Annotated in this window: 29 protein-coding genes; 12 read left to right on the top strand and 17 right to left on the bottom strand. The window is 48.7% G+C overall.

The features are described from left to right. Window positions 1-24: 24 nt before the first annotated feature. From csgF to csgD, 3 genes are read right to left on the bottom strand one after another with little or no spacing between them, the layout of a single operon-like run. Entirely contained in the window at window positions 25-441 is a 417-nt protein-coding gene (gene csgF, locus FTE26_RS19165) for a curli production assembly/transport protein CsgF (RefSeq protein WP_001264088.1), read from the bottom strand. A gap of 24 nt (window positions 442-465) precedes the next feature. Then, entirely contained in the window at window positions 466-855 is a 390-nt protein-coding gene (gene csgE, locus FTE26_RS19160) for a curli production assembly/transport protein CsgE (RefSeq protein WP_000833288.1), read from the bottom strand. A 4-nt stretch (window positions 856-859) separates the two neighbouring features. Next, a complete protein-coding gene (gene csgD / locus FTE26_RS19155; protein ID WP_000481500.1) occupies window positions 860-1510 on the bottom strand; it encodes a biofilm master transcriptional regulator CsgD in 651 nt (216 codons plus the stop codon). A gap of 753 nt (window positions 1511-2263) precedes the next feature. On the opposite strand from csgD, the gene csgB reads away from it, so the two are divergent. The 6 genes from csgB (at window position 2264) to clsC (ending at window position 6089) form a co-directional block, all read left to right on the top strand. Continuing rightward, complete coding sequence (gene csgB / locus FTE26_RS19150; protein ID WP_000791650.1) at window positions 2264-2719, top strand: curli minor subunit CsgB; 456 nt, start codon at window positions 2264-2266, stop codon at window positions 2717-2719. Window positions 2720-2759: 40 nt separating this feature from the next. Next, on the top strand, window positions 2760-3215 hold the full coding sequence (csgA, locus tag FTE26_RS19145) for a curli major subunit CsgA (protein WP_000771437.1): 456 nt from the start codon (window positions 2760-2762) through the stop codon (window positions 3213-3215). A 58-nt stretch (window positions 3216-3273) separates the two neighbouring features. Beyond that, the gene (gene csgC / locus FTE26_RS19140; protein ID WP_000992834.1) at window positions 3274-3606 is read left to right on the top strand and encodes a curli assembly chaperone CsgC; all 333 of its coding nucleotides are present in this window, start codon (window positions 3274-3276) and stop codon (window positions 3604-3606) included. Window positions 3607-3726: 120 nt separating this feature from the next. Beyond that, complete coding sequence (ymdA, locus tag FTE26_RS19135; RefSeq protein WP_000489578.1) at window positions 3727-4038, top strand: protein YmdA; 312 nt, start codon at window positions 3727-3729, stop codon at window positions 4036-4038. A 94-nt stretch (window positions 4039-4132) separates the two neighbouring features. Continuing rightward, window positions 4133-4666: an O-acetyl-ADP-ribose deacetylase gene (gene ymdB / locus FTE26_RS19130; RefSeq protein WP_000857399.1), complete on the top strand. Its 534-nt coding sequence runs from the start codon at window positions 4133-4135 to the stop codon at window positions 4664-4666. Then, complete coding sequence (gene clsC / locus FTE26_RS19125; RefSeq protein ID WP_072095164.1) at window positions 4608-6089, top strand: cardiolipin synthase ClsC; 1482 nt, start codon at window positions 4608-4610, stop codon at window positions 6087-6089. Before ymdB ends, clsC begins: the two co-directional genes overlap by 59 nt. A 7-nt stretch (window positions 6090-6096) precedes the next feature. Here the strand turns inward: clsC and mdoC are convergent, their stop codons facing one another. Continuing rightward, on the bottom strand, window positions 6097-7254 hold the full coding sequence (mdoC, locus tag FTE26_RS19120; RefSeq protein WP_001070350.1) for a glucans biosynthesis protein MdoC: 1158 nt from the start codon (window positions 7252-7254) through the stop codon (window positions 6097-6099). A 393-nt stretch (window positions 7255-7647) separates the two neighbouring features. Here mdoC and mdoG point away from each other — a divergent pair, with 393 nt between their 5' ends. The 3 genes from mdoG (at window position 7648) to FTE26_RS19105 (ending at window position 12119) form a co-directional block, all read left to right on the top strand. After that, on the top strand, window positions 7648-9183 hold the full coding sequence (gene mdoG / locus FTE26_RS19115; protein ID WP_001343212.1) for a glucans biosynthesis protein MdoG: 1536 nt from the start codon (window positions 7648-7650) through the stop codon (window positions 9181-9183). Next, window positions 9176-11719: a glucans biosynthesis glucosyltransferase MdoH gene (gene mdoH, locus FTE26_RS19110; RefSeq protein WP_001348388.1), complete on the top strand. Its 2544-nt coding sequence runs from the start codon at window positions 9176-9178 to the stop codon at window positions 11717-11719. Before mdoG ends, mdoH begins: the two co-directional genes overlap by 8 nt. A gap of 172 nt (window positions 11720-11891) precedes the next feature. After that, the gene (locus tag FTE26_RS19105) at window positions 11892-12119 is read left to right on the top strand and encodes a YceK/YidQ family lipoprotein (RefSeq protein WP_001237206.1); all 228 of its coding nucleotides are present in this window, start codon (window positions 11892-11894) and stop codon (window positions 12117-12119) included. On the opposite strand, the gene FTE26_RS19100 is transcribed toward FTE26_RS19105, so the two are convergent. The 3 genes from FTE26_RS19100 to lpxL form a co-directional block, all read right to left on the bottom strand. Next, on the bottom strand, window positions 12120-12494 hold the full coding sequence (locus FTE26_RS19100) for a MysB family protein (RefSeq protein WP_000180056.1): 375 nt from the start codon (window positions 12492-12494) through the stop codon (window positions 12120-12122). Window positions 12495-12576: 82 nt separating this feature from the next. Further along, on the bottom strand, window positions 12577-13803 hold the full coding sequence (gene mdtG / locus FTE26_RS19095; protein ID WP_000074172.1) for a multidrug efflux MFS transporter MdtG: 1227 nt from the start codon (window positions 13801-13803) through the stop codon (window positions 12577-12579). 171 nt (window positions 13804-13974) lie between these two features. Then, the gene (gene lpxL, locus FTE26_RS19090) at window positions 13975-14895 is read right to left on the bottom strand and encodes a kdo(2)-lipid IV(A) lauroyltransferase (RefSeq protein ID WP_000183364.1); all 921 of its coding nucleotides are present in this window, start codon (window positions 14893-14895) and stop codon (window positions 13975-13977) included. 224 nt (window positions 14896-15119) lie between these two features. Here lpxL and trhO point away from each other — a divergent pair, with 224 nt between their 5' ends. Beyond that, entirely contained in the window at window positions 15120-16172 is a 1053-nt protein-coding gene (gene trhO / locus FTE26_RS19085) for an oxygen-dependent tRNA uridine(34) hydroxylase TrhO (protein WP_001347885.1), read from the top strand. 41 nt (window positions 16173-16213) lie between these two features. Here the strand turns inward: trhO and FTE26_RS19080 are convergent, their stop codons facing one another. The 10 genes from FTE26_RS19080 to mdtH form a co-directional block, all read right to left on the bottom strand. Continuing rightward, on the bottom strand, window positions 16214-16789 hold the full coding sequence (locus FTE26_RS19080) for a YceI family protein (protein WP_000749261.1): 576 nt from the start codon (window positions 16787-16789) through the stop codon (window positions 16214-16216). Between the two features lie 3 nt (window positions 16790-16792). Further along, on the bottom strand, window positions 16793-17359 hold the full coding sequence (locus FTE26_RS19075; protein WP_000011108.1) for a cytochrome b: 567 nt from the start codon (window positions 17357-17359) through the stop codon (window positions 16793-16795). Window positions 17360-17619: 260 nt separating this feature from the next. Further along, complete coding sequence (locus FTE26_RS19070; protein ID WP_001253418.1) at window positions 17620-17733, bottom strand: YceO family protein; 114 nt, start codon at window positions 17731-17733, stop codon at window positions 17620-17622. A gap of 47 nt (window positions 17734-17780) precedes the next feature. Beyond that, window positions 17781-18899, bottom strand: coding sequence for an N-methyl-L-tryptophan oxidase (solA, locus tag FTE26_RS19065; RefSeq protein WP_000872815.1), 1119 nt, complete (start codon window positions 18897-18899; stop codon window positions 17781-17783). 114 nt (window positions 18900-19013) lie between these two features. Then, on the bottom strand, window positions 19014-19268 hold the full coding sequence (bssS, locus tag FTE26_RS19060) for a biofilm formation regulator BssS (RefSeq protein ID WP_000414437.1): 255 nt from the start codon (window positions 19266-19268) through the stop codon (window positions 19014-19016). A gap of 289 nt (window positions 19269-19557) precedes the next feature. Beyond that, entirely contained in the window at window positions 19558-19803 is a 246-nt protein-coding gene (gene dinI / locus FTE26_RS19055; protein ID WP_001217754.1) for a DNA damage-inducible protein I, read from the bottom strand. 73 nt (window positions 19804-19876) lie between these two features. Further along, window positions 19877-20923: a dihydroorotase gene (pyrC, locus tag FTE26_RS19050; RefSeq protein ID WP_000126556.1), complete on the bottom strand. Its 1047-nt coding sequence runs from the start codon at window positions 20921-20923 to the stop codon at window positions 19877-19879. A 105-nt stretch (window positions 20924-21028) separates the two neighbouring features. Then, window positions 21029-21589 (bottom strand): lipoprotein, encoded by a 561-nt coding sequence (locus tag FTE26_RS19045; RefSeq protein WP_001295443.1) that lies wholly within the window; start codon window positions 21587-21589, stop codon window positions 21029-21031. Window positions 21590-21722: 133 nt separating this feature from the next. After that, complete coding sequence (gene grxB, locus FTE26_RS19040; protein WP_000780912.1) at window positions 21723-22370, bottom strand: glutaredoxin 2; 648 nt, start codon at window positions 22368-22370, stop codon at window positions 21723-21725. 63 nt (window positions 22371-22433) lie between these two features. Then, entirely contained in the window at window positions 22434-23642 is a 1209-nt protein-coding gene (gene mdtH, locus FTE26_RS19035; RefSeq protein WP_000092206.1) for a multidrug efflux MFS transporter MdtH, read from the bottom strand. 235 nt (window positions 23643-23877) lie between these two features. On the opposite strand from mdtH, the gene rimJ reads away from it, so the two are divergent. Together rimJ and FTE26_RS19025 are read left to right on the top strand one after the other, a co-directional pair. Further along, the gene (rimJ, locus tag FTE26_RS19030) at window positions 23878-24462 is read left to right on the top strand and encodes a ribosomal protein S5-alanine N-acetyltransferase (RefSeq protein ID WP_000468186.1); all 585 of its coding nucleotides are present in this window, start codon (window positions 23878-23880) and stop codon (window positions 24460-24462) included. Between the two features lie 10 nt (window positions 24463-24472). Then, a complete protein-coding gene (locus tag FTE26_RS19025) occupies window positions 24473-25120 on the top strand; it encodes a YceH family protein (RefSeq protein WP_000877124.1) in 648 nt (215 codons plus the stop codon).

Raw genomic sequence — 25120 nt, 5'->3', positions numbered from 1 at the left:
TTATTTTCCTTATGAAGCTGGGGCTTAAAAATCGGTTGAGTTATTTTGTAAACCCGAAACCTGGATGGTCGAGGTTTGTCCGGTTTTACGATCTGTCACGTTCAACTGCAATTGACCATCGCGGTTAGCAATATCAACAATATAATCGTTGGTCACCATGCGGCCCGGTTTACCGGTATTAATATTCGACAGTAGCCCACCTAAAATTTGTGACTGGATGGCCTGAGTAAAGTTATCTAACGCTGAGGGTGTTTCAATACCAAAGTCATCGTTATAGCTCGGATCTTTATAAGAGTTTTGGGCCTGAGCGCTATTTAATAAAAAAGCGCCATTATTTGGGTTACCACCAAAGTTTGGATTACGGAACTGGAAAGTCATGGTTCCAGCCCAACTTAATGGCGAAATAAGCATGAGTAGAACTACTGCATGTTTGACACGCATTGCAGCCTCCGAACAATTTTTTATTTAGAATTCATCATGCGCCAAATCGCCCGTACTTAATAACGCCTGATTTATCTGGCGACGATTTAGTGCTTCTTCAGTTTGAATCAGTGCAAAGACGACAGTTTTCTCGAAGTCTCTTTTCAACGGAAATAAAAAAGTCTGGAAAATAACGTCCTGATTGACCGTTATAGTGATCCAGCTTCCCCATCGTGCACTGGGCCTTTCATTAATCGTTAAGTTACCCGTATAGTCACTTTCCCATTTATCACTAAAGGCTCGGTAAAAATCATGGCCAATAGATGAAACAGTATGGTCAGTTAACAATCCCGGGACTTCTACCTCAACGGCGTGAAGATTCCCTGCGGCGAACAGAAATTCTGCCGCCACAATCCAGCGTAAATAACGTTTCATGGCTTTATCGCCTGAGGTTATCGTTTGCCCAGGAAACCGCTTGTGTCCGGTTTTTTACGGCTATCTTCTTGAAAAGATTATAAAGATGCGTTTTAACCGTATTTTCGCTGATGAACAACGAACGAGCGATCTCGTTATTAGACGCGCCGATACGCAGCTTATTCAGGATCTCTTTTTCCCGATGAGTAAGGAGGGCTGATTCCGTGCTGTTATAACGATAATTACCAGAATGTGTAATCAGGTAACTGGCAAGCTTTTGCGTAAAGTAGCATTCGCCGCGCAGGACGCCTTGCAACCCATTGACAACACGTTCTTGATCCTCCATGGCATAAAAAACGCCGTTGATATGAGGCCAGTTTTCAATGTCGCGGTACGGGTAATCTTCAGGCGTATTTAGCAACAATATTTTGATATTGTTGTTTTTCCTGCTCAAAGTATCCTGCCAATAATGGATAAGCTTTTTATCTGCTTCCATCATATCCAGAAGAATAATAGAGCCTGAAGATATATCGTCCAGAGAACGTTGAATATTATGTAATTTTCCTGTAATTGCCAGCGATTGTTTAAGGTGCTGCAAGAGAGCTGTCGCTTGCAAAGACGGTTTAGTGATCAACAATAATGTATGACCATGAATACTATGGACTTCATTAAACATGATGAAACCCCGCTTTTTTTATTGATCGCACACCTGACAGCTGCCTCTAAAATAGAAGCACCAGAAGTACTGACAGATGTTGCACTGCTGTGTGTAGTAATAAATCAGCCCTAAATGGGTAAAATATAAAACTAATGGATTACATCTGATTTCAATCTAGCCATTACAAATCTTAAATCAAGTGTTAAACATGTAACTAAATGTAACTCGTTATATTAAAATGTTAATCTTAAGGTTTTATTAAGTTTAGAAATGATAGAAAAGTTGTACATTTGGTTTTTATTGCACAATTTTAAAAAATCATACAAATGGTGATAACTTACTAATAATACATATAAAAAATATTTCGGTGTAGTCCTTTCGTCATGTGAAACGTTCTTGTTTTTTCTCCGCACCTCCGTGGACAATTTTTTACTGCAAAAAGACGAGGTTTGTCACGGCTTGTGCGCAAGACATATCGCAGCAATCAGCGACGGGCAAGAAAAATGACTGTCTGGTGATTTTTGATAGCGGAAAACGGAGATTTAAAAGAAAACAAAATATTTTTTGCGTAGATAACAGCGTATTTACGTGGGTTTTAATACTTTGGTATGAACAAAAAAAGAAAAATACAACGCGCGGGTGAGTTATTAAAAATATTTCCGCAGACATACTTTCCATCGTAACGCAGCGTTAACAAAATACAGGTTGCGTTAACAACCAAGTTGAAATGATTTAATTTCTTAAATGTACGACCAGGTCCAGGGTGACAACATGAAAAACAAATTGTTATTTATGATGTTAACAATACTGGGTGCGCCTGGGATTGCAGCCGCAGCAGGTTATGATTTAGCTAATTCAGAATATAACTTCGCGGTAAATGAATTGAGTAAGTCTTCATTTAATCAGGCAGCCATAATTGGTCAAGCTGGGACGAATAATAGTGCTCAGTTACGGCAGGGAGGCTCAAAACTTTTGGCGGTTGTTGCGCAAGAAGGTAGTAGCAACCGGGCAAAGATTGACCAGACAGGAGATTATAACCTTGCATATATTGATCAGGCGGGCAGTGCCAACGATGCCAGTATTTCGCAAGGTGCTTATGGTAATACTGCGATGATTATCCAGAAAGGTTCTGGTAATAAAGCAAATATTACACAGTATGGTACTCAAAAAACGGCAATTGTAGTGCAGAGACAGTCGCAAATGGCTATTCGCGTGACACAACGTTAATTTCCATTCGACTTTTAAATCAATCCGATGGGGGTTTTACATGAAACTTTTAAAAGTAGCAGCAATTGCAGCAATCGTATTCTCCGGTAGCGCTCTGGCAGGTGTTGTTCCTCAGTACGGCGGCGGCGGTAACCACGGTGGTGGCGGTAATAATAGCGGCCCAAATTCAGAGCTGAACATTTACCAGTACGGTGGCGGTAACTCTGCACTTGCTCTGCAAACTGATGCCCGTAACTCTGACTTGACTATTACCCAGCATGGCGGTGGTAATGGTGCAGATGTAGGTCAGGGCTCAGATGACAGCTCAATCGATCTGACCCAACGTGGCTTCGGTAACAGCGCCACTCTTGATCAGTGGAACGGCAAAAATTCTGAAATGACTGTTAAACAGTTCGGTGGTGGCAACGGTGCTGCAGTTGACCAGACTGCATCTAACTCCTCCGTCAACGTGACTCAGGTTGGCTTTGGTAACAACGCGACCGCTCATCAGTACTAATACATCATTTGTATTACAGAAACAGGGCGCAAGCCCTGTTTTTTTTCGGGAGAAGAATATGAATGCGTTATTACTCCTTGCGGCACTTTCCAGCCAGATAACCTTTAATACGACCCAGCAAGGGGATGTGTATACCATTATTCCTGAAGTCACTCTTACTCAATCTTGTCTGTGCAGAGTACAAATATTGTCCCTGCGCGAAGGCAGTTCAGGGCAAAGTCAGACGAAGCAAGAAAAGACCCTCTCATTGCCTGCTAATCAACCTATTGCTTTGACGAAGTTGAGTTTAAATATTTCCCCGGAAGATCGGGTGAAAATAGTTGTTACTGTTTCTGATGGACAGTCACTTCATTTATCACAACAATGGCCGCCCTCTTCAGAAAAGTCTTAATTTGTTGAAATATCGAGCATAAGATGAATCTGGAGAGAATGGTCTGCTGCGAATCAGCCAACCTGAAAGTATGGATAACACAACCCTCAAGGATGACTAATCATTGAGGAAATAAAATAAATGTTCAGACCTTTTTTAAACTCTCTTATGCTCGGCAGTTTGTTTTTTCCTTTTATTGCCATCGCAGGAAGCACCGCGCAAGGGGGGGTGATCCATTTTTATGGCCAAATTGTGGAACCGGCATGTGACGTCAGCACCCAGTCATCACCCGTAGAAATGAACTGCCCACAGAATGGTTCTGTTCCGGGCAAAACCTATTCCAGCAAAGCGTTAATGAGCGGTAATGTTAAAAACGCGCAAATAGCCTCAGTAAAAGTGCAGTATCTTGATAAACAGAAAAAGCTGGCTGTAATGAACATCGAATATAACTAAGTTTCTGAACAACGCACGTTGCTGAGCAGAAAAATGCGATTTAACCAAAAAGCCTGCTGTACACTTAAGAAACAAGAAGGTGTAAGGAGGCGTTATGAAAACGCGTATTCATGTTGTGCAGGGTGATATTACCAAACTGGCCGTTGATGTGATTGTGAATGCGGCTAATCCGTCATTAATGGGAGGCGGCGGCGTCGATGGGGCCATTCATCGCGCAGCGGGTCCGGCCCTGCTGGATGCCTGTTTAAAAGTCAGGCAACAGCAGGGCGATTGCCCTACGGGGCATGCCGTTATTACGCTTGCAGGCGCTCTTCCCGCTAAAGCCGTAGTGCACACCGTCGGGCCAGTCTGGCGTGGTGGTGAACAAAACGAAGACCAGCTTTTGCAGGATGCCTATCTCAATAGCCTACGACTGGTGGCGGCAAACAGCTATACGTCAGTGGCTTTTCCTGCAATCAGTACTGGGGTTTATGGTTACCCTCGTGCGGCAGCGGCTGAAATCGCAGTTAAAACCGTTTCAGAATTTATTACCCGTCACGCTTTACCCGAACAGGTATACTTTGTCTGTTATGATGAAGAAAACGCCCACCTCTACGAAAGACTCCTTACCCAACAAGGAGATGAATGATTTGCCCCGGCTGGCGAGCGCGGTGCTGCCACTGTGTTCGCAACATCCCGGTCAGTGTGGTCTTTTCCCTCTGGAGAAAAGTCTGGATGCGTTTGCCGCCCGGTATCGTCTGGCCGAAATGGCAGAGCATACGCTGGATGTTCAGTATTACATCTGGCAGGACGATATGTCGGGTCGGTTACTGTTTTCCGCCCTGTTAGCCGCAGCAAAGCGTGGCGTTCGCGTCCGTTTGTTGCTGGACGACAACAATACGCCCGGACTTGACGACATTTTACGCTTGCTTGACAGCCATCCCCGCATTGAAGTCCGGCTTTTTAATCCTTTCTCGTTTCGCTTGCTGCGTCCGCTTGGTTATATCACCGACTTTTCCCGTCTCAATCGCCGTATGCACAATAAAAGTTTCACTGTCGATGGCGTGGTGACGCTGGTAGGGGGGCGAAATATTGGTGATGCCTATTTTGGGGCAGGGGAAGAGCCACTTTTTTCGGATTTAGATGTTATGGCAATAGGGCCCGTGGTAGAGAACGTTGCCGATGATTTCGCCCGCTACTGGTATTGCAAATCGGTTTCACCCTTACAGCAGGTGCTGGATGTCCCGGAAGGTGAAATGGCGGATCGCATCGAGTTACCCGCCTCCTGGCATAACGATGCCATGACGCATCGTTACTTACGCCAAATGGAATCCAGTCCGTTTATAAATCATCTGGTTGATGGAACGTTGCCGCTTATCTGGGCGAAAACACGTTTATTAAGTGATGATCCGGCGAAAGGGGAGGGCAAGGCAAAACGGCATTCACTGTTACCGCAGCGCCTGTTCGATATCATGGGCTCACCCAGTGAACGCATCGATATTATCTCTTCCTATTTTGTACCGACACGCGCAGGTGTGGCGCAACTCTTACGGATGGTGAGAAAAGGGGTAAAGATTGCGATCCTAACCAATTCTCTTGCCGCTAACGATGTTGCTGTCGTCCATGCCGGATACGCGCGCTGGCGCAAAAAATTGCTCCGCTATGGCGTGGAATTATATGAACTCAAGCCGACGCGTGAACAAAGTAGTACGTTACACGATCGCGGCATAACCGGTAATTCCGGAGCCAGCCTGCATGCTAAAACCTTTAGCATCGATGGTAAAACGGTGTTTATCGGCTCTTTCAATTTCGATCCGCGTTCAACATTGCTCAATACTGAAATGGGCTTCGTGATAGAGAGCGAAACGCTGGCACAGTTAATTGATAAACGCTTTATTCAGAGCCAGTATGATGCGGCCTGGCAGCTCCGTCTGGACAGGTGGGGACGGATCAACTGGGTTGATCGTCATGCAAAGAAAGAGATTATTCTCAAAAAAGAACCCGCCACCAGTTTCTGGAAGCGGGTTATGGTCAGACTGGCGTCGATATTGCCCGTGGAATGGTTATTGTAAATGTGGCTTAACGGGCTGGTGCTTTATCGTTCTCACGCTTAACAACCGGTTTACCAGAAAACAAAAACTTCAGTAACGGGATGCGTAAATGAATTTCATACAGAATTATCGCAATCCCTACTACGAATATCAGGCCACAGAGAAAACCAAGCCAGTTGGAGGTGATGTGCGGTGTAATGTATGCGCCGAAAAACAGCGTTAACGGGTGGTGAACCAGATAGATAAACAGCGATGCGTTAACAAAATAAGTCACCCGCGCTGACTGGAAGTTAAGCAAACGGTGGCCAAAGGAGAAGACCACATTCACCATCCACAGACCGAGGACCATGGTGATCACCGACTCGGTTTCGTACATCCAGGCATCGCCACTGCCATAGCGCTGGTTGAGTAAATAAGCGACAAACGCCAATGCTGCTGCAAGGGTACAGCCACGAGACGGCGTGGTAAACAAGGCTTTAAGATGAGGGAAAATGAAAGCCAGTGCGCCGAGGATAAAGAACGGCAAATAAAATAGCGTTTGCATGACAATAAAATTGAACATGCCATTACTCAGAATGGGCGGATACACAATAAAAATCGTTCTTCTTATTACCGCATAACCGATGCCGAGGCACAAAAAAATCACCGATAGTTTTACCATCGAGAATTTTTTATTCGTTTTATCAGAATTTTCTAAATTATTTCTGATGCGTTTAAATATCCATACGCACAGCGTCGTCATGACCACTAACACCAGTAAAAACCACAGATGTGATATTAATTCCCAGGCCAACGTATTATATTTGTCATACAATGACAGCCCAGGCCAACTTTCCGCTTTCCCTTTGACGTATTGCAGCATAATAAATTGCGGCAATGTCAGTAAGGGGATGGCTGTTAACATCGGGATACCTACACGTTCGACACGTACTTTCCACCATTTTTTCAAGGGATAGCGTAAAAAAAGCATGTAGGAAAAGTAGCCGGATATAACGAAAAATACCTGCATGCGGAACGAGTGGATGAAGTCATTAAAAAGGGTCAGCCACAATGACGGTTCGGCGCTATTCACATGCCATGTATGGCTCGAATAGATTAAAGAAATATGAAAAGGGATCCCTAACAACATCAGCCAGGCGCGGATGGAGTCGAGGAAATATTCACGTTGCGCGGGTACTGGATTCATATATGGTTAACTAATCTCGGATTTTTCGTCTTATCCCTGTCGGGTTATGCCTTTAGGCTTGTTGCCATAGCGACACCGACCTGACCGCGCCAGGCGCAGGCTTCAAGGTTTTTATGCATAGCATCATCGCTACCACTAACCAGAATGGAAGCGTCTGTAAGACGGTTGATAAATAAAATTGCTGGCAAACCCTACACGAAGTCGATGCTTCTGTCTTTAGGAGAAGCACGGAAAGTGAAAACGGTTGCAATCAGGTGCTTAATCCATGAGCCAGCGTGCTGAACGATACCGGGATTCTGTTGTCGGAATGGCTGGTTATCCATTAAAATAGATCGGATCGATATAAGCACACAAAGGGGGAAGTGCTTACTAATTATGAAACATAAACTACAAATGATGAAAATGCGTTGGTTGAGTGCTGCAGTAATGTTAACCCTGTATACATCTTCAAGCTGGGCTTTCAGTATTGATGATGTCGCAAAGCAAGCTCAATCTTTAGCCGGGAAAGGCTACGAGACGCCCAAAAGCAACTTGCCCTCCGTTTTCCGCGATATGAAATACGCGGACTATCAGCAGATCCAGTTTAATCATGACAAAGCGTACTGGAACAATCTGAAGACCCCATTCAAACTCGAGTTCTACCATCAGGGTATGTACTTCGATACCCCGGTCAAAATAAATGAAGTGACTGCCACCGCAGTCAAACGAATCAAATACAGCCCGGATTATTTCACTTTCGGCGATGTTCAGCATGACAAAGACACGGTAAAAGACCTTGGTTTTGCCGGTTTTAAAGTGCTTTACCCGATCAACAGCAAAGATAAAAACGATGAAATCGTCAGCATGCTCGGGGCCAGCTATTTCCGCGTGATTGGTGCAGGTCAGGTTTATGGCCTTTCTGCCCGCGGCCTGGCAATTGATACCGCCTTGCCATCGGGTGAAGAATTTCCACGCTTCAAAGAGTTCTGGATCGAGCGTCCAAAACCGACTGATAAACGTTTAACCATTTATGCATTGCTTGACTCGCCGCGCGCGACAGGTGCTTACAAATTCGTAGTTATGCCAGGGCGTGACACGGTTGTGGATGTGCAGTCGAAAATCTATCTGCGCGATAAAGTCGGCAAACTGGGGGTTGCACCGTTAACCAGTATGTTCCTGTTTGGGCCGAACCAACCGTCGCCTGCAAATAACTATCGTCCGGAGTTGCACGACTCTAACGGTCTCTCTATCCATGCCGGTAATGGCGAATGGATCTGGCGTCCGTTGAATAACCCGAAACATTTAGCGGTCAGCAGCTTCTCTATGGAAAACCCGCAAGGCTTCGGTCTGTTGCAGCGCGGTCGTGATTTCTCCCGCTTTGAAGATCTCGATGATCGTTACGATCTTCGTCCAAGCGCATGGGTGACTCCGAAAGGGGAGTGGGGTAAAGGCAGCGTTGAGCTGGTAGAAATTCCAACCAACGATGAAACCAACGATAACATCGTCGCTTACTGGACGCCGGATCAGCTGCCGGAGCCGGGTAAAGAGATGAACTTTAAATACACCATCACCTTCAGCCGTGATGAAGACAAACTGCATGCGCCAGATAACGCATGGGTGCAACAAACGCGTCGTTCAACGGGGGATGTGAAGCAGTCGAACCTGATTCGCCAGCCTGACGGTACTATCGCCTTTGTGGTCGATTTTACCGGCGCAGAGATGAAAAAACTGCCAGAGGATACCCCGGTCACAGCGCAAACCAGCATTGGTGATAATGGTGAGATAGTTGAAAGCACGGTGCGCTATAACCCGGTTACCAAAGGCTGGCGTCTGGTGATGCGTGTGAAAGTGAAAGATGCCAAGAAAACCACTGAAATGCGTGCTGCGCTGGTGAATGCCGATCAGACGTTGAGTGAAACCTGGAGCTACCAGTTACCTGCCAATGAATAAGACAACTGAGTACATTGACGCAATGCCCATCGCCGCAAGCGAGAAAGCGGCATTGCCGAAGACTGATATCCGCGCCGTTCATCAGGCGCTGGATGCCGAACACCGCACCTGGGCGCGGGAGGATGATTCCCCGCAAGGCTCGGTAAAGGCGCGTCTGGAACAAGCCTGGCCAGATTCACTTGCTGATGGACAGTTAATTAAAGACGACGAAGGGCGCGATCAGCTGAAGGCGATGCCAGAAGCAAAACGCTCCTCGATGTTTCCCGACCCGTGGCGTACCAACCCGGTAGGCCGTTTCTGGGATCGCCTGCGTGGACGCGATGTCACGCCGCGCTATCTGGCTCGTTTGACCAAAGAAGAGCAGGAGAGCGAGCAAAAGTGGCGTACCGTCGGTACCATCCGCCGTTACATTCTGTTGATCCTGACGCTCGCGCAAACTGTCGTCGCGACCTGGTATATGAAGACCATTCTTCCTTATCAGGGTTGGGCGCTGATTAATCCTATGGATATGGTTGGTCAGGATTTGTGGGTTTCCTTTATGCAGCTTCTGCCTTATATGCTGCAAACCGGTATCCTGATCCTCTTTGCGGTACTGTTCTGTTGGGTGTCCGCCGGATTCTGGACGGCGTTAATGGGCTTCCTGCAACTGCTTATTGGTCGCGATAAATACAGTATATCTGCGTCAACAGTTGGCGATGAACCATTAAACCCGGAGCATCGCACGGCGTTGATCATGCCTATCTGTAACGAAGACGTGAACCGTGTTTTTGCTGGCCTGCGTGCAACGTGGGAATCAGTAAAAGCCACCGGGAATGCCAAACACTTTGATGTCTACATTCTTAGTGACAGTTATAACCCGGATATCTGCGTCGCAGAGCAAAAAGCCTGGATGGAGCTTATCGCTGAAGTCGGTGGCGAAGGTCAGATTTTCTATCGCCGCCGCCGTCGCCGCGTGAAGCGTAAAAGCGGTAATATCGATGACTTCTGCCGTCGCTGGGGCAGCCAGTACAGCTACATGGTGGTGCTGGATGCTGACTCGGTAATGACCGGTGATTGTTTATGCGGCCTGGTGCGCCTGATGGAAGCCAACCCGAACGCCGGGATCATTCAGTCGTCGCCGAAAGCGTCCGGTATGGATACGCTGTATGCGCGCTGTCAGCAGTTCGCGACCCGCGTGTATGGGCCACTGTTTACAGCCGGTTTGCACTTCTGGCAACTTGGCGAGTCGCACTACTGGGGACATAACGCGATTATCCGCGTGAAACCGTTTATCGAGCACTGCGCACTGGCTCCGCTGCCGGGCGAAGGTTCCTTTGCCGGTTCAATCCTGTCACATGACTTCGTGGAAGCGGCGTTGATGCGCCGTGCAGGTTGGGGGGTCTGGATTGCTTACGATCTCCCGGGTTCTTATGAAGAATTGCCGCCTAACTTGCTTGATGAGCTAAAACGTGACCGCCGCTGGTGCCACGGTAACCTGATGAACTTCCGTCTGTTCCTGGTGAAGGGTATGCACCCGGTTCACCGTGCGGTATTCCTGACGGGCGTGATGTCTTATCTCTCCGCTCCGCTGTGGTTTATGTTCCTCGCGCTCTCTACTGCATTGCAGGTAGTACATGCGTTGACCGAACCGCAATACTTCCTGCAACCACGGCAGTTGTTCCCGGTGTGGCCGCAGTGGCGTCCTGAGCTGGCGATTGCACTTTTTGCTTCGACCATGGTGCTGTTGTTCCTGCCGAAGTTATTGAGCATTTTGCTTATCTGGTGCAAAGGAACGAAAGAATACGGCGGCTTCTGGCGCGTTACATTATCGTTGCTGCTGGAAGTGCTGTTTTCCGTGCTGCTGGCTCCGGTACGCATGCTGTTCCATACGGTCTTCGTCGTCAGCGCGTTCCTTGGCTGGGAAGTGGTGTGGAATTCACCGCAGCGTGATGATGACTCCACTTCCTGGGGTGAAGCGTTCAAACGCCACGGCTCACAGCTGCTGTTAGGGTTAGTGTGGGCTGTTGGGATGGCGTGGCTGGATCTGCGTTTCCTGTTCTGGCTGGCACCGATTGTCTTCTCGTTGATCCTGTCACCGTTTGTTTCGGTGATTTCCAGCCGTGCCTCCGTTGGTCTGCGCACCAAACGCTGGAAACTGTTCCTGATCCCGGAAGAGTATTCGCCGCCGCAGGTGCTGGTTGATACCGATCGGTTCCTTGAGATGAATCGTCAACGCTCCCTTGATGATGGCTTTATGCACGCAGTGTTTAACCCGTCATTTAACGCTCTGGCAACCGCAATGGCGACCGCGCGTCACCGCGCCAGTAAGGTGCTGGAAATCGCCCGTGACCGCCACGTTGAACAGGCGCTGAACGAGACGCCAGAGAAGCTGAATCGCGATCGTCGCCTGGTGCTGCTAAGCGATCCGGTGACGATGGCCCGTCTGCATTTCCGCGTCTGGAATTCCCCGGAGAGATATTCTTCATGGGTGAGTTATTACGAAGGGATAAAGCTCAATCCACTGGCATTGCGTAAACCGGATGCGGCTTCGCAATAAAAACGTAGTTGCCTGATGCGCTACGCTTATCAGGCCTACATCGTTCCTGCAATTTATTGATTTTACAAGATTTTGTGGGTCGGATAAGGCGTTCACGCCGCATCCGGCAAAAACAACGAGCCAATAAAAATACCGGCGTTATGCCGGTATTTTTTTACGAAAGAGGTATCAAATGCGTTTAATTGTGGTGAGCATCATGGTGACCTTGCTGAGTGGCTGTGGCAGCATTATTAGTCGCACTATACCGGGGCAGGGGCATGGCAACCAATATTATCCCGGTGTGCAATGGGATGTGCGTGACTCCGCCTGGCGTTATGTCACGATCCTTGATCTGCCATTCTCTCTGGTTTTTGATACTTTACTGCTGCCGATCGACACTCATCATGGCCCGTATGAGTGATTAACGTTCATCCCACTCATCAGCTGCTGCGCGTCCTTCCTCGGTATCCAGCGGTGGCTCAAGCTGAAATTCCCCCTCGTCCCATTCATGTAATGTATTCTCTTCCTGCCACTCCTGGCGTATCTCTATCTCATCATAGTCGCCATCAAAAACACTTTGCGCGGCTTCACCGCTAAGCATAGGTAAACATTCACCTTCTTCCCCTTCGTCGGCAAAAAACTCAACTTGCCACATGATGTCGCCGTCCTGCAAAACGTATTTTTGGGCATTGAACTGTTGCACATTCGCATCTTCGGCGTCGATGCCGGGGTTGTCTGCAAGAAATTCTTCGCGTGCAGCGTCAATGGCTTCTTCAAGCGTTGCGTACATGGTCATCACGATTCTCCCTTTGAGTTGATGAGGTTTCAGGGAAAAGGATAGCTGATTCTCCGCTTTTGCAAGTATGAAAGGCGAAAAATCAGTTCGATACCTGGGGTATTCGACGACGACGTAGACTGTTCCATGAATAGACTGCGTTGAATAACACTACGCCAGCGGTGACGAGAAATACCGCTCTGAAACCGTAGTTCGCTGAAATCGCTGCTCCCATCAATGGTCCGGTAACGTTGCCAATATCACGAAACGATTGGTTATAGCTGAAGATACGCCCGGCGATCTGGTTGCTCGAGTTGTAAACCAACAGTGTCTGTACGGCGGGGAGTAGTGCACCATCGGCGGCACCGAGCAAAAAACGTAAAATCCCAAGTTGCAATGGCGTCTGAACGTAAGACATTGGGATCAACAGCAGTACAGAAAAGATCAGCGCTGTAATCAGGATCTTTTCGGGTCCGATTCGATCGCCAAGTTTGCCGAGTCGTGGTGCGCTTAGCAGAGCCGCCACGCCTGGCACCGAGGCGATCATGCCACTGATAAAGGCGACGTTACTGACGTTACCCGCCAGTTCGCGGACATACAGCGTCAGAATGGGGGCAATTGAGCCTGTCGCCACCTGGATGATTAACGTGGTGACAAACAGGCTGAGTACCAGTTTCGGGTTTTTAAGTGATGTCACCACTTCCCGCATGTGCAGCATCTCTTTTTTGCTGACCGGCTGGAATTTTTCTCTGATGCAGAACAGGGTGACGAAAAAGCAGAGTATGAGCACACTGGCGGTAATAAAGAATACCGGACGTAAGCCGTAGCTATCGGCGAGCAGGCCGCCAGCCATTGGGCCGAGCAACGCACCACTAACGCCGCCTGTGGAGAGCGTACCCAGCGCCCAGCCGCTTTTATTACGCGGTACTTGTGTGGCGATAAGAGCATTAGCGTTGGGGACAAATCCGCCAAGTAACCCAAGAAGCGCCCGTAGGATCAAAAACTGCCAGATATTTTGTGCCAGTCCCATCAACACCATCACGATGCCCATGCCGAGGGCAGAGCGTAATAGCATGAGTTTTCGGCCTTTACGGTCGGCGAGTCCACCCCAAAACGGTGAGGCGATGGCCGAAAATAAAAATGTAATGCTGAAGACAATACCGGACCACATATTCAGGGCGGAGTGACCGGTAACGCCAAGCTGCTCAACGTAGAGGGGTAAGAAGGGCATTACCAGACTGAAGGCGGCACCGGTAAGAAAACAGCCTAGCCAGGCGACGATCAGGTTTCGTTTCCAGTTTATAGGGGTGTCATTTTCACAGGGTGACATAGCAATCCGCTGTTGGTGCGCCAGGCGCGGTGAACATAAGAAGAAAAGATAAGCACACTAATTATGCGCCCGACTTCCAGGGGGCGCAATCCAGAGAGCTTTTATCGCTAAATCAGGGGGATTTGCTGTGGTAATGCCGGATGCCATTCTGAAGCATCCGGCAGGGGAGATTTAATAGCGTGAAGGAACGCCTTCCGGGCGTGTTTTAAAGCGACGGTGTAACCACATATACTGCTCTGGTGCCATCATGATGCATTTTTCGACCACTTTGTTCATCCACGCGGCGGTAGTTTCGGCATCATCCAGTGGCGGAGAACACTCTGGCGGCAGCATAATCAATTGATACCCTTTGCCATCTGGCTTACGGCGTGGAACGAAGGGCACCAGACATGCGCCGGACATCCGTGCCAGCATCCAGGTTCCGGTCGTGGTCGCAGCCTGCTCAACGGCAAATAACGGGACGAAAACGCTTGAGCGCGGGCCGTAATCATGATCCGGTGCGTACCAGACCACTTCGCCTTTTTTCAGGGCTTTAATCATGCCTTTTAAATCTTTGCGGTCGAGCATCGATTTATTTGAGCGCAAACGGCCCCAGGTTTGTAGCCAGTCAATCAGTGGATTATCGTTCGGGCGGTAAACGCCAATCCCCGGTTCCTGCATACCAAACTGCCGCGCGCCCAGTTCCAGTGTCAGAAAATGGATGCCAACTAACAGGATGCCGCGTTTTTGCGCCTGCACGTCACGAATGTGTTCCATGCCGATCACTTCCGTCCAGCGGGCGATTCGGCGGTCCGGCCAGAACCACGCCATGCCGGTTTCCATCAGGCCCATGCCAACGGATTCGAAATTCTTCACCACCATTTTACGGCGTTCTTGTTCGCTCATTTCCGGGAAGCACAGTTCCAGGTTGCGATGCACAATTTTTGCGCGTCGTTTCATAAAACGTAACGCCAGTTTTCCTAATCCACAACCGAGGCGGTAGATAACCGGGTAGGGCAATTGCACGACTAACCAAAGTACGCCAATACCCAACCAGGTTAACCAATAACGCGGATGAAGCAGTGCGGTGGAGAACTTGGGTAGATTCGTCATATCAATCCTGTTTTTCAACCTATTCGGGCAATTGTATGTATTGTCGCATTTTTTCGCCCGCAACCAAAATTTGTGGCTGAAGACTGGGCGAAATTGCCGCGCTTGTAAATAACAAATAATTTTTAATGCGCAAATGTAGCGTAAAATGTGTGGATGTTAATTATCGATAATTGCTATATCATGCCGCGGATTTTTACTTTCCCATCTCGCAGGAACCGTACACCATGCCAGTGTTACACAACCGCATTTCCAACGACGCGCTAAAAGCCAAAATGTTGGCTGAGAGCGAACCGCGAACCACCATTTCGTTTTACAAGTATTTCCACATCGCCGATCCTAAGGCGACCCGTGACGCTTTATATCAGCTGTTTACCGCGCTGAATGTTTTTGGGCGAGTGTATCTGGCGCATGAGGGCATTAACGCGCAAATCAGCGTACCTGCGAGCAATGTTGAAACATTTCGCGCGCAGCTCTATGCCTTCGACCCGGCTTTAGAGGGTTTACGCCTGAATATCGCGTTGGATGATGACGGGAAATCCTTCTGGGTACTGCGCATGAAGGTACGCGATCGCATTGTTGCCGACGGTATTGACGATCCTCACTTTGATGCCAGCAATGTTGGTGAGTATCTGCAAGCGGCGGAAGTGAACGCCATGCTTGACGATCCCGATGTACTATTTATCGACATGCGTAACCACTATGAGTATGAAGTGGGGCACTTTGAAAACGCGCTCGAAATTCCGGCAGATACCTTCCGTGAGCAGCTGCCAAAAGCAGTCGAGATGATGCAGGCACATAAAGATAAAAAAATCGTCATGTACTGCACCGGCGGCATTCGTTGTGAAAAGGCCAGTGCCTGGATGAAACATAACGGATTCAACAAAGTCTGGCATATCGAGGGCGGAATTATTGAATACGCCCGTAAGGCGCGCGAGCAGGGCTTGCCGGTGCGTTTTATTGGCAAAAATTTTGTTTTTGACGAGCGGATGGGCGAACGTATATCGGATGAGATTATCGCGCATTGCCACCAGTGCGGCGCGCCGTGCGACAGCCATACCAACTGTAAAAATGATGGCTGCCACCTGCTGTTTATTCAGTGTCCAGTATGCGCGGAAAAATACAAAGGTTGTTGTAGTGAGATTTGCTGCGAAGAAAGCGCGTTACCGCCAGAAGAACAGCGACGCCGTCGGGCAGGACGTGAAAATGGCAATAAGATCTTTAATAAGTCTCGTGGACGTCTGAATACAACACTGGGCATTCCTGATCCAACAGAATAAATATCATTGCCGGATGCGTGCCATCCGGCAACATTTCACGCTTACTTCTGCTGTACGCCTTCCACTGAAATAATCAGATCCACTTCCTGAGAAGCTGGACCTAAATCTGTCTTGATATTGAAGTCCTTGAGCTTAATTTTGCCTTCGGCCTCGAAGCCTGCACGTTTACCACCCCATGGGTCGTCGCCCTGACCAATTAATTTCGCTTCCAGCGTGACGGGTTTGGTTACGCCATTCAGCGTCAGATCGCCGGTAATATCCAGTTCGTCACCGTCTTTCTTCACGCTGGTGGAGGTGAATGTTGCCTGTGGATATTTTGCGGTATTGAGGAAATCTGCACTGCGAAGATGTTTATCGCGTTCGGCGTGATTAGTATCGACGCTGGTGGTGTTAATTGTCACATTCACTTTATCGGCAGCCGGATTTTTTTCGTCAAAGGTAAAAGTACCGTCGAAATCTTTAAAGGTGCCGTATAACCAGCTATAGCCAAGGTGCTGGATGCGGAAATTAACAAAGGCGTGCTGACCTTCTTTGTCAATTTTGTAATCGGCGGCAACCGCTGAACCGGCAGAGAACATCAGGGACGCGAAGGTTAAACCAAGCAGGCTTTTTTTCATTTTTTATACTCCATAGTCAGATGACGACTTTCCCAGCATGCGCTTCAGAGTGTCGTCTTTATCGATGAAATGATGCTTCAGGGCCATAAATCCGTGCATAACGGACAGTACTACGACGCTCCACGCGAGCCAAAAATGCAGGGCACCGGCAAAGTCTGCCTGTGCGCCAGCGTCGGCAAGGGTCGCGGGGACGTCAAACCAGCCAAAAACGCTGATCGGTTTACCATCGGCAGTTGAGATCAGATAGCCGCTGATGCCGATGGCGAACAGCAATAGGTACAATGCGAGATGTCCAGCTTTTGCGGCAAGACGAGTCATGGGCGAATAACTCGGCAGCGGACCCGGCGGTGGAGATATGACACGCCACAGAACGCGAATAACCAGCCCCATCATTAACAAAATACCGATGCTTTTATGCAGTTCGGGTGCTTTGTGATACCAGCCATCGTAATAACTGAGCGTGACCATCCACAGACCTAAAGCAAACATGCCGTAGACAATAATTGCGCTTAGCCAATGGAAGGCCGCAGATATAACACCATAGCGTTCAGGGGTATTTGTGAATGACATAAGTGCATCCAAAACGAATTTGCGAGAGAAAGAAAATGGCGTGTCGGAGAATGAATTGCAACACAAAAATACCAAATTGAATGATATTTATTTTTATTTCAATAATTTTGAATTAATAATGAAAGAATCTTCATAAGTTTAGTGGGTTCAGCATCAGAGATGTCTGGTGAGTGCTGTAGAAGCAGGAATAATCTCATTCAATTTTTCACGCTAAATGAAAGGGAGATTAAATATTTGTCAGTTTATGTCAGTGCGGAAAACTAAAAATAAAACACATAGATCAGATCCATAATTGCCAACAATCCCCAGAGAAAAAGATAAAGCATCAGATGCTCGCGAATATTATTGATGAGATAGTGCAACAGCCGACGCATTAAATACTCCTGTAAAAACGGCCTCATTCTGGAGGCCGTAATGATGATTATTGGAAGCGGGAAAGCCTGAATGGCGTCAAATCAAAATCGCTTTTTTTGTCTTGCGCAAAATCGGCAGCTATTTCCCCTAAAACTGACGCAAATTTAAAACCGTGCCCACTCAGGCCGGTAATGAGCAGTGTATTATCGTGGCCGGGTAGGGTATCGATAATAAAATCTTCGTCAGGCGAATTATCATAGGTGCAGGCAGCGCCGTACAGGCAGCAACCGATACCCGGCAATACATTGCGCAAGAACGGGAAGGCTTCCGAACCATCGCTGACCACTTCCGCAAACGGAACACGTTCATCCGCTGAATGGATAACCTGGCCTCCGTTATGTTTGCCAATCTTCAACGCGTCGTTTTCTGCCGGAAAACCATAATATTGATCGCCATTGGGCAGTTCACCGGTAAACGCCGGGAATTTATTCTTCACGCTATAGCGGCCATCGGCCTGATACCAGGCAAATACTTTACGTACGGGCTGGACAGGCAGCTCCGGGAGCAGGTCTTTTACCCATGTTCCCGCGCAGACAATCGCTTTTTTCGCCTGATACTCACCGTCAACGGTTTCAATAGTTACGCCATCATCGTCATGACGAATTGCGGTGACCGGGCAGTTGAACAGTTGCGCACAGCCCGCTTCCTTCGCCAGTTGGATCCAGGTTTTAATCGCCAGTTCGCTGCGCAAAAAACCGGAATCAGTCTCAAATAAGCCGATGTAGTTGTCCGGGACGCGTATTTCTGGCCAGCGGGCCATAATCCCTTGCGCATCGAGCTTTTCAACGTTGAGTTGCCACTGTTCGGCGCTGTGGGCGACGTTGGCGAGAAATGCGGAGTCAGCCGGGCCGAGGTTAATGACACCAGAGCGTACAAAAATGGGATCATCTTCGTTGTGGCGGGAAAGTTCATCCCACAGCGTTTGCGCGCGGAGGACCAACGGGACATACTTTTCGCCTTCACCATAAGCATGGCGAATTAATCGCGTATCGCCGTGGTGGCTGCCGTGTTGATGCGGTGGCATATGGGCGTCGGTCATTAGCACGTTTAAACCGGCGCGGGTTGCATAATACCCGGCGGCAGCGCCTACGGAACCGCTGCCAATAATGATGAGATCGTATTTCATTTTTTTCTCTCTGCTCTCATGGTTTAAGCAGAGTAATTAACTGAATGCAGATATACAACCCAGAAATGGTAAAGGCACCGGTGAGGTGCCTTTTGGGTGGATGGTCATGTCATGTTAATGACGCCGATACTCGTTTACCGGGAAATCACCGGATTCAATTTTGGCGATTCCTGCTTCTAATATCGAAATAAATTGTCTGGCAACATCAGTGGTTAACCAGAGCGTCTGACCAACTTCAGTCCCTTCCTGCTCGGACTTATTTGGGGTCTGGTAGTGCAAACGCAACATCAGCGCATCATAGCTATCAACGGTGCTGATGTCCCACCCTACGAGCGGATGAGTCTGAATGACTTCATTATTTTTTTCCATCATGGCCCCCTAATTCGTGTTACTAGACAACGTTATTCGAGGTTCAATGCGTTTTTATCTGAAGCAACTTCAGTATACCAATAAGTAAGGGTATTCACCGAATTTTTAAAGGGGGGAACAGATAAATTTCTGCTTTTAAGATTTATATGAACAATAAAACAGCATGTCATTCATATTTTTTTAGCATATTGTGCAATTATTTTGAGGAAGTGTAGAAATTTTGTACTCAAAATTTGTAAGTAAAATAAAAAAGCCGGGGCGACCCGGCAAAAACAAAAATCACTGCATATTATTCGCTGACAAACCAGTCATCGGCGCTTTCCCACGTTTCCTGGAGAATTTCGCTAATGCGCTGTTTATCTTCTTTTGTTGCGCCAATAACCGATAAATTATTCGCTGCGGCATAACGTACCGATACGTGGCCTTCATTATCAGGAAACGCATACTGAATACGGCGGGAAAGTTCGCCAGCCAGGGCGTCAATAGCCCCAGCTGGCAATGGAGAAGTTTTCGCTATGGTGACTTCAATTCGCATAATAGCCCCCTGTTGAATATACTGGTTATTTATACAGGTAAAATAACCTAATGACAACAGGAAGCTACGATTTTTATTGTTTAACGGACCAGCGTACCGTTTCCCCGGCGAGGAATGGCACCAGGGTGTCATCAGTCAGTGCGATGCTTTCAGCAACCTGTTGCTCTTCACGTACCAGTTCGATGAATGTGTCGTTGACCGGCAAGCCATAGAACTGCGGGCCGTTTACAGAACAGAATGCTTCAAAGTGCTGCAGAGCATTCATCTCTTCAAAGACGGTAGCGTAACTGCCCAGCGCGGTTGGGGCGTTGAAGCAGCCCGCGCAGCCGCAACTGCTCTCTTTGCGATGACGTGCATGTGGCGCAGAATCCGTACCGAGGAATACTCGATTAAAACCGCTGGCGACCAGTTCACGCAATGCCTGTTGGTGAATATTGCGTTTGAGGATGGGTAAACAATACAGGTGCGGACGCACGCCACCAACCAGCATATGGTTGCGGTTAAACATCAGATGCTGCGGAGTGATGGTGGCAGCCAGCCGTTCATTTCCGTCACGGACATAGTCGGCAGCATCTTTGGTGGTGATGTGCTCAAAAACGACTTTCAGCGCAGTCAGGCGCTGGCGCAGAGGTTCCATCACGCTTTCTATAAAGCGCGCTTCACGATCAAAAATGTCGATATCTGCATGTGTCACTTCACCATGCACCAGTAGCGGCATACCGATTTTTTCCATGCGCTCAAGTACCGGCATGATTGCGTCAATTGACGTCACGCCGTGGCTGGAGTTAGTGGTTGCGTTTGCCGGATAAAGTTTTGCAGCGGTGAACACGCCTTCGTTAAATCCGCGCTCCAGCTCATTAGGATCCAGCGAATCTGTTAAATAACAGGTCATCAATGGGGTGAAATTGTGCCCGGCAGGTACGGCATCAAGAATACGTTGGCGATACGCCACGGCAGCCTCAACTGTGGTCACGGGCGGAGCCAGATTGGGCATTACGATAGCCCGTCCATAAATTTCGCTGGTATACGGCACGACAGTTTTTAACATGTCGCCATCGCGGAGGTGAAGGTGCCAGTCGTCTGGGCGGCGGATCTTTAATACCTGGGATGGTGCAGTCATTAATCTCTATGCTCCGGCTGAAGGGATGTTTTTGCCGGACACAAAGGATAAGCGGAAACGTTTTCCTTTGCACGAAAAATAAAGGGCGCGAATGCGCCCTCGTCATTAATCCGTAAACGGAATGACAATTTCGCCTGGCTTCACTTCAATGCCTTTCGCCAGTTTTTTCGCCATTGCTTCGCCCTGACTGCCATCTTCGCGCAGGACGTAAGCAGGTTGCTGGTTAAAGTAATTGCGTAATGCCTGGTTCAAATAGGGAAGCAACGTTTGCATCACCGTTTGCATTTTTTCCGGTTGTACCGTCGCATCGACCACTTCCATCTCTTTCAGGAAGATCGCACCTTTTTCTTTATCAAACACGGGCAGCGCTTTCAGCTTCAGTTTCATGGTCGCTTTCTGACTACCGAACAGGGAGTTCATGTCCAGATTGGCGTCTCCGGTTAGGGTAACCTTATTCGGCTCTTCGCGACCAATTTGGCTGGTCAAGTTTGTCAGAACAATATGGGCGTCAGCCACGCCGGGTAAACCGATATCTTTTGAGAAATTATTATGTTTCGCAAGCGACTGGTTAATTTCTTGTTCGGTGATGGTGTATTGGGTGAGTTGATTACAGCCAACGAGCAGGCCACTGACGATCAATGCAGCGGCAAATAAAAACTTGTTCATGGTAGTCCTCGACATGAAATCTGCGTCAATATCCTGACACAACGCAGCATGTGTCACCAGCGATAAACTCGCCAGCAGAAAAAACTGAAAACGGCGGCAACCCGCGAATACAGGCTGCCGCGGCGGGTCAGGATTAAATCGCCATTGATGATAACAAATTGATTTGTGTCTGTTTCGCCATATTATCGCGGTAATCAGCAACGCGGCTTGGCCAGTTGATTCCGGCTACCAGCGTCAGATTACGCAGTAGCGGAAATAGCTGAATATCATCTTCCGAAAGTTCGCCATTCACGGCGTTCGGTTTGACGATCAGTTTGTCCAGCGCACGTAAATCATCGCTGATATTCTTAATCAGACCGTCAGAGTGGGCCAGCAGGTCGGCAAAATTACCCGCGCTGGCCTCTTTCTTGTCGACGAAATATTTGCGCGCGGCGGGAGTAGAAAACTCATCGAATGCCGATTTGGCAAAACGCGGCAACAGCAGTTTGTTTGCGTAGCCATTGACCTTGCGCAGCCACTCTTCAATGGCAGGGGAACGTTTGCCGGTCAGTAACGGTTTGCCGTCGAGTTTATCGACATAGTGAACGATGTCCATGCTTTCTGGCATATAGCGGCTGTCATCTTTTTGCAGAATGGGAACCTGTTTTTGACCGACCATCCGGGTGGGTGTTTCTGCGTCGTCGTTGAGCAGAACATGTAATTCGACGGGGATATTTTTCAGGCCGAAAATCATGCGGGCTTTGAGGCAGTAAGGGCAGTGATCGTAAATGTATAGCTTCACGTGACTCCTCCATTTGGCTGTCAGTTCACTTTCAGTATGGAGGAGTCAGGGGGGAGTATCAAATCAGGCGTCGCGTTCAAGCAAACGACGCGCGGCGCGTTTCTGACTAAACTGCCAACCCAGCGCAAGGAAAGTGAAGATGCCAATAATTCCCAGCATCATCCACGGAAGCTCTGGCTGGTGCGCCGATTTGCCCAGGTCAAACAGCCAGCCACCACCGATATAACCAATAGCGCCGCCAATCGCCAGACCCAGACGGCTAAACCCCATATAGCTGCCGCGAGCTCTTGCGTCCGCCAGCGAAGCACTTAAGGTTTCACGCGCAGGCTCGGCAATGATCGACCCGATATAAAACAGACAAATCAGGGTGAAAAGTTGTTGCAGGCCGCTGACCATGCCCACCGGCATCATGCTTAATGACATTATCAACAGCCCAGCCATCAACCGGTGTTCCAGACGAAAATGCTTTTCACTCCAGCGGGCGATAGGGTAGAGCAACGTTAACGACAGACACGCTTCAATGGCATACATCCATTTAACGGCAGAGGGTGCGCCAGCCACGTCGTTGACCATAATTGGCAGCATCAGCATCACTTGTACAGCCAGCATGTAGTAACCCGCCAGCGTCAGGACATAGGTGACAAAACGCTTGTCACGCATCACGCGGGTCATGCCTTCGCGAACGGGCGTGCGTACGGTGGAGAGTTTCCATGCCGGTAACAACCACGCATTGAACGCCGCACACAGCACAAACAAAACGGCCCCTGTGGCGCAGACCAGGCGAAAGTCGTATTGCAACAGCCAGCTCCCCAACAATGCGCCAATGACCGCACCTGCACTGTCCTGCATCATCAACAGCGAGAAAAAACGACCACGTTGTTGTGGACGGATTAGTTTCACCACCAGCGCCGAACGCGGCGGATCAAACAACGTGCCGCCGAGTCCCGAGAGCAGGCATGAAAACCACAATAGCCACGGTTCGTGGGCGATACCCATTGTGGCGAATCCGGCGGCGCGCATCAGCATACCGGTAACAATCATCGGTTTGGCACCAAAGCGGTCGGCAATTGCGCCGCCGAAAATACCCAGACCTTGCTGAATAAACTGGCGTAGACCGAGAGCAATACCGACCATGACGGCGGCCCAGCCCATTTGATCAACGAAGCGGATAGAGATCAGCGGGAAGACAACAAAGAACCCCAGCACGACCAGCATATTATCGATGAGCAGGAAATATTTACCCAGGTTCCTCGCCTGCGATACGCGGGACATTTCCCCTCCCGGGAAATAAAAGATGAGCACTTTCTATTCTGCATTGCCGCTAAGACTTTTCCCATCACTTAGGGGACAATATTTTTTTATCAAAACGTCGCTTTGATAGAGAGTTTTTATCAAATATGTGAATAATGCAGAAAATGGCATTTTGGACTTTTCACAGGGTCTGGTTGCGCAGGTATAGTAATACTTACAGCGTATTAAAGACGTTACGGGAAGGAGTAGGTATAGAATGTTTGGCTATCGCAGTAACGTGCCAAAAGTGCGCTTAACCACAGACCGACTGGTCGTGCGTCTGGTGCATGATCGTGATGCCTGGCGTCTTGCGGATTATTACGCAGAGAATCGCCATTTCCTCAAGCCCTGGGAGCCAGTGCGCGATGAAAGCCACTGTTATCCATCAGGCTGGCAGGCCAGGCTGGGGATGATTAACGAATTTCATAAACAAGGTTCAGCTTTCTACTTTGGCTTATTCGACCCGGACGAAAAAGAGATTATTGGCGTTGCCAATTTTTCCAATGTTGTTCGTGGCTCTTTTCATGCCTGCTATCTCGGTTATTCGATTGGGCAAAAATGGCAGGGCAAAGGACTCATGTTTGAAGCCCTGACCGCAGCCATTCGTTATATGCAGCGCACCCAACATATTCATCGCATTATGGCTAATTATATGCCGCACAATAAACGCAGCGGTGATTTACTGGCGCGACTGGGTTTTGAAAAAGAAGGCTATGCGAAAGACTATCTGTTGATTGATGGACAATGGCGCGATCACGTACTGACGGCATTAACTACCCCAGACTGGACGCCCGGCCGCTAAGGAGAATCTCATGAAATATCAACTTACTGCCCTTGAAGCTCGCGTGATTGGTTGCTTGCTGGAAAAGCAGGTGACCACGCCGGAGCAATACCCGCTCTCAGTCAATGGTGTAGTCACGGCCTGTAATCAGAAAACGAACCGTGAACCGGTCATGAATCTGAGTGAATCCGAAGTGCAGGAACAGCTGGATAATCTGGTCAAACGTCATTATCTACGCACAGTGAGCGGTTTTGGTAATCGGGTCACCAAATATGAGCAACGTTTTTGTAATTCAGAATTTGGCGATCTGAAACTGAGCGCAGCGGAAGTGGCGTTAATCACCACGTTGTTATTGCGTGGTGCCCAGACGCCAGGTGAACTGCGCAGCCGCGCCGCGCGAATGTATGAATTCAGCGATATGGCGGAAGTGGAGTCGACGCTGGAACAACTGGCAAATCGCGAAGATGGTCCTTTTGTGGTGCGTCTGGCCCGCGAACCGGGTAAACGCGAAAGCCGCTACATGCATCTTTTCAGTGGTGAGGTAAAGGATCAGCCGGCGGTAACGGATATGTCGAACGCGGTTGATGGTGATTTACAGGCCCGCGTCGAAGCCCTGGAAATCGAAGTGGCAGAACTGAAACAGCGTCTTGATTCGTTGCTGGCCCATCTGGGAGATTAA

The organism is Escherichia sp. S10b (assembly GCF_028421345.1).
In the GTDB taxonomy this organism is placed as follows: Bacteria; Pseudomonadota; Gammaproteobacteria; order Enterobacterales; family Enterobacteriaceae; genus ECMA0423.
Note: the sequence above shows the minus strand (reverse complement) of the source record. Positions and strands in the feature narration are given on the sequence as shown.

What these genes read in the sequence shown, in the direction of transcription:
- csgF (WP_001264088.1), bottom strand. Translation starts at nt 441, where the DNA reads ATGCGTGTCAAACATGCAGTAGTTCTACTCATGCTTATTTCGCCATTA.
- csgE (WP_000833288.1), bottom strand. Translation starts at nt 855, where the DNA reads ATGAAACGTTATTTACGCTGGATTGTGGCGGCAGAATTTCTGTTCGCC.
- csgD (WP_000481500.1), bottom strand. Translation starts at nt 1,510, where the DNA reads ATGTTTAATGAAGTCCATAGTATTCATGGTCATACATTATTGTTGATC.
- csgB (WP_000791650.1), top strand. Translation starts at nt 2,264, where the DNA reads ATGAAAAACAAATTGTTATTTATGATGTTAACAATACTGGGTGCGCCT.
- csgA (WP_000771437.1), top strand. Translation starts at nt 2,760, where the DNA reads ATGAAACTTTTAAAAGTAGCAGCAATTGCAGCAATCGTATTCTCCGGT.
- csgC (WP_000992834.1), top strand. Translation starts at nt 3,274, where the DNA reads ATGAATGCGTTATTACTCCTTGCGGCACTTTCCAGCCAGATAACCTTT.
- ymdA (WP_000489578.1), top strand. Translation starts at nt 3,727, where the DNA reads ATGTTCAGACCTTTTTTAAACTCTCTTATGCTCGGCAGTTTGTTTTTT.
- ymdB (WP_000857399.1), top strand. Translation starts at nt 4,133, where the DNA reads ATGAAAACGCGTATTCATGTTGTGCAGGGTGATATTACCAAACTGGCC.
- clsC (WP_072095164.1), top strand. Translation starts at nt 4,608, where the DNA reads ATGATGAAGAAAACGCCCACCTCTACGAAAGACTCCTTACCCAACAAG.
- mdoC (WP_001070350.1), bottom strand. Translation starts at nt 7,254, where the DNA reads ATGAATCCAGTACCCGCGCAACGTGAATATTTCCTCGACTCCATCCGC.
- mdoG (WP_001343212.1), top strand. Translation starts at nt 7,648, where the DNA reads ATGATGAAAATGCGTTGGTTGAGTGCTGCAGTAATGTTAACCCTGTAT.
- mdoH (WP_001348388.1), top strand. Translation starts at nt 9,176, where the DNA reads ATGAATAAGACAACTGAGTACATTGACGCAATGCCCATCGCCGCAAGC.
- FTE26_RS19105 (WP_001237206.1), top strand. Translation starts at nt 11,892, where the DNA reads ATGCGTTTAATTGTGGTGAGCATCATGGTGACCTTGCTGAGTGGCTGT.
- FTE26_RS19100 (WP_000180056.1), bottom strand. Translation starts at nt 12,494, where the DNA reads ATGACCATGTACGCAACGCTTGAAGAAGCCATTGACGCTGCACGCGAA.
- mdtG (WP_000074172.1), bottom strand. Translation starts at nt 13,803, where the DNA reads ATGTCACCCTGTGAAAATGACACCCCTATAAACTGGAAACGAAACCTG.
- lpxL (WP_000183364.1), bottom strand. Translation starts at nt 14,895, where the DNA reads ATGACGAATCTACCCAAGTTCTCCACCGCACTGCTTCATCCGCGTTAT.
- trhO (WP_001347885.1), top strand. Translation starts at nt 15,120, where the DNA reads ATGCCAGTGTTACACAACCGCATTTCCAACGACGCGCTAAAAGCCAAA.
- FTE26_RS19080 (WP_000749261.1), bottom strand. Translation starts at nt 16,789, where the DNA reads ATGAAAAAAAGCCTGCTTGGTTTAACCTTCGCGTCCCTGATGTTCTCT.
- FTE26_RS19075 (WP_000011108.1), bottom strand. Translation starts at nt 17,359, where the DNA reads ATGTCATTCACAAATACCCCTGAACGCTATGGTGTTATATCTGCGGCC.
- FTE26_RS19070 (WP_001253418.1), bottom strand. Translation starts at nt 17,733, where the DNA reads ATGCGTCGGCTGTTGCACTATCTCATCAATAATATTCGCGAGCATCTG.
- solA (WP_000872815.1), bottom strand. Translation starts at nt 18,899, where the DNA reads ATGAAATACGATCTCATCATTATTGGCAGCGGTTCCGTAGGCGCTGCC.
- bssS (WP_000414437.1), bottom strand. Translation starts at nt 19,268, where the DNA reads ATGGAAAAAAATAATGAAGTCATTCAGACTCATCCGCTCGTAGGGTGG.
- dinI (WP_001217754.1), bottom strand. Translation starts at nt 19,803, where the DNA reads ATGCGAATTGAAGTCACCATAGCGAAAACTTCTCCATTGCCAGCTGGG.
- pyrC (WP_000126556.1), bottom strand. Translation starts at nt 20,923, where the DNA reads ATGACTGCACCATCCCAGGTATTAAAGATCCGCCGCCCAGACGACTGG.
- FTE26_RS19045 (WP_001295443.1), bottom strand. Translation starts at nt 21,589, where the DNA reads ATGAACAAGTTTTTATTTGCCGCTGCATTGATCGTCAGTGGCCTGCTC.
- mdtH (WP_000092206.1), bottom strand. Translation starts at nt 23,642, where the DNA reads ATGTCCCGCGTATCGCAGGCGAGGAACCTGGGTAAATATTTCCTGCTC.
- rimJ (WP_000468186.1), top strand. Translation starts at nt 23,878, where the DNA reads ATGTTTGGCTATCGCAGTAACGTGCCAAAAGTGCGCTTAACCACAGAC.
- FTE26_RS19025 (WP_000877124.1), top strand. Translation starts at nt 24,473, where the DNA reads ATGAAATATCAACTTACTGCCCTTGAAGCTCGCGTGATTGGTTGCTTG.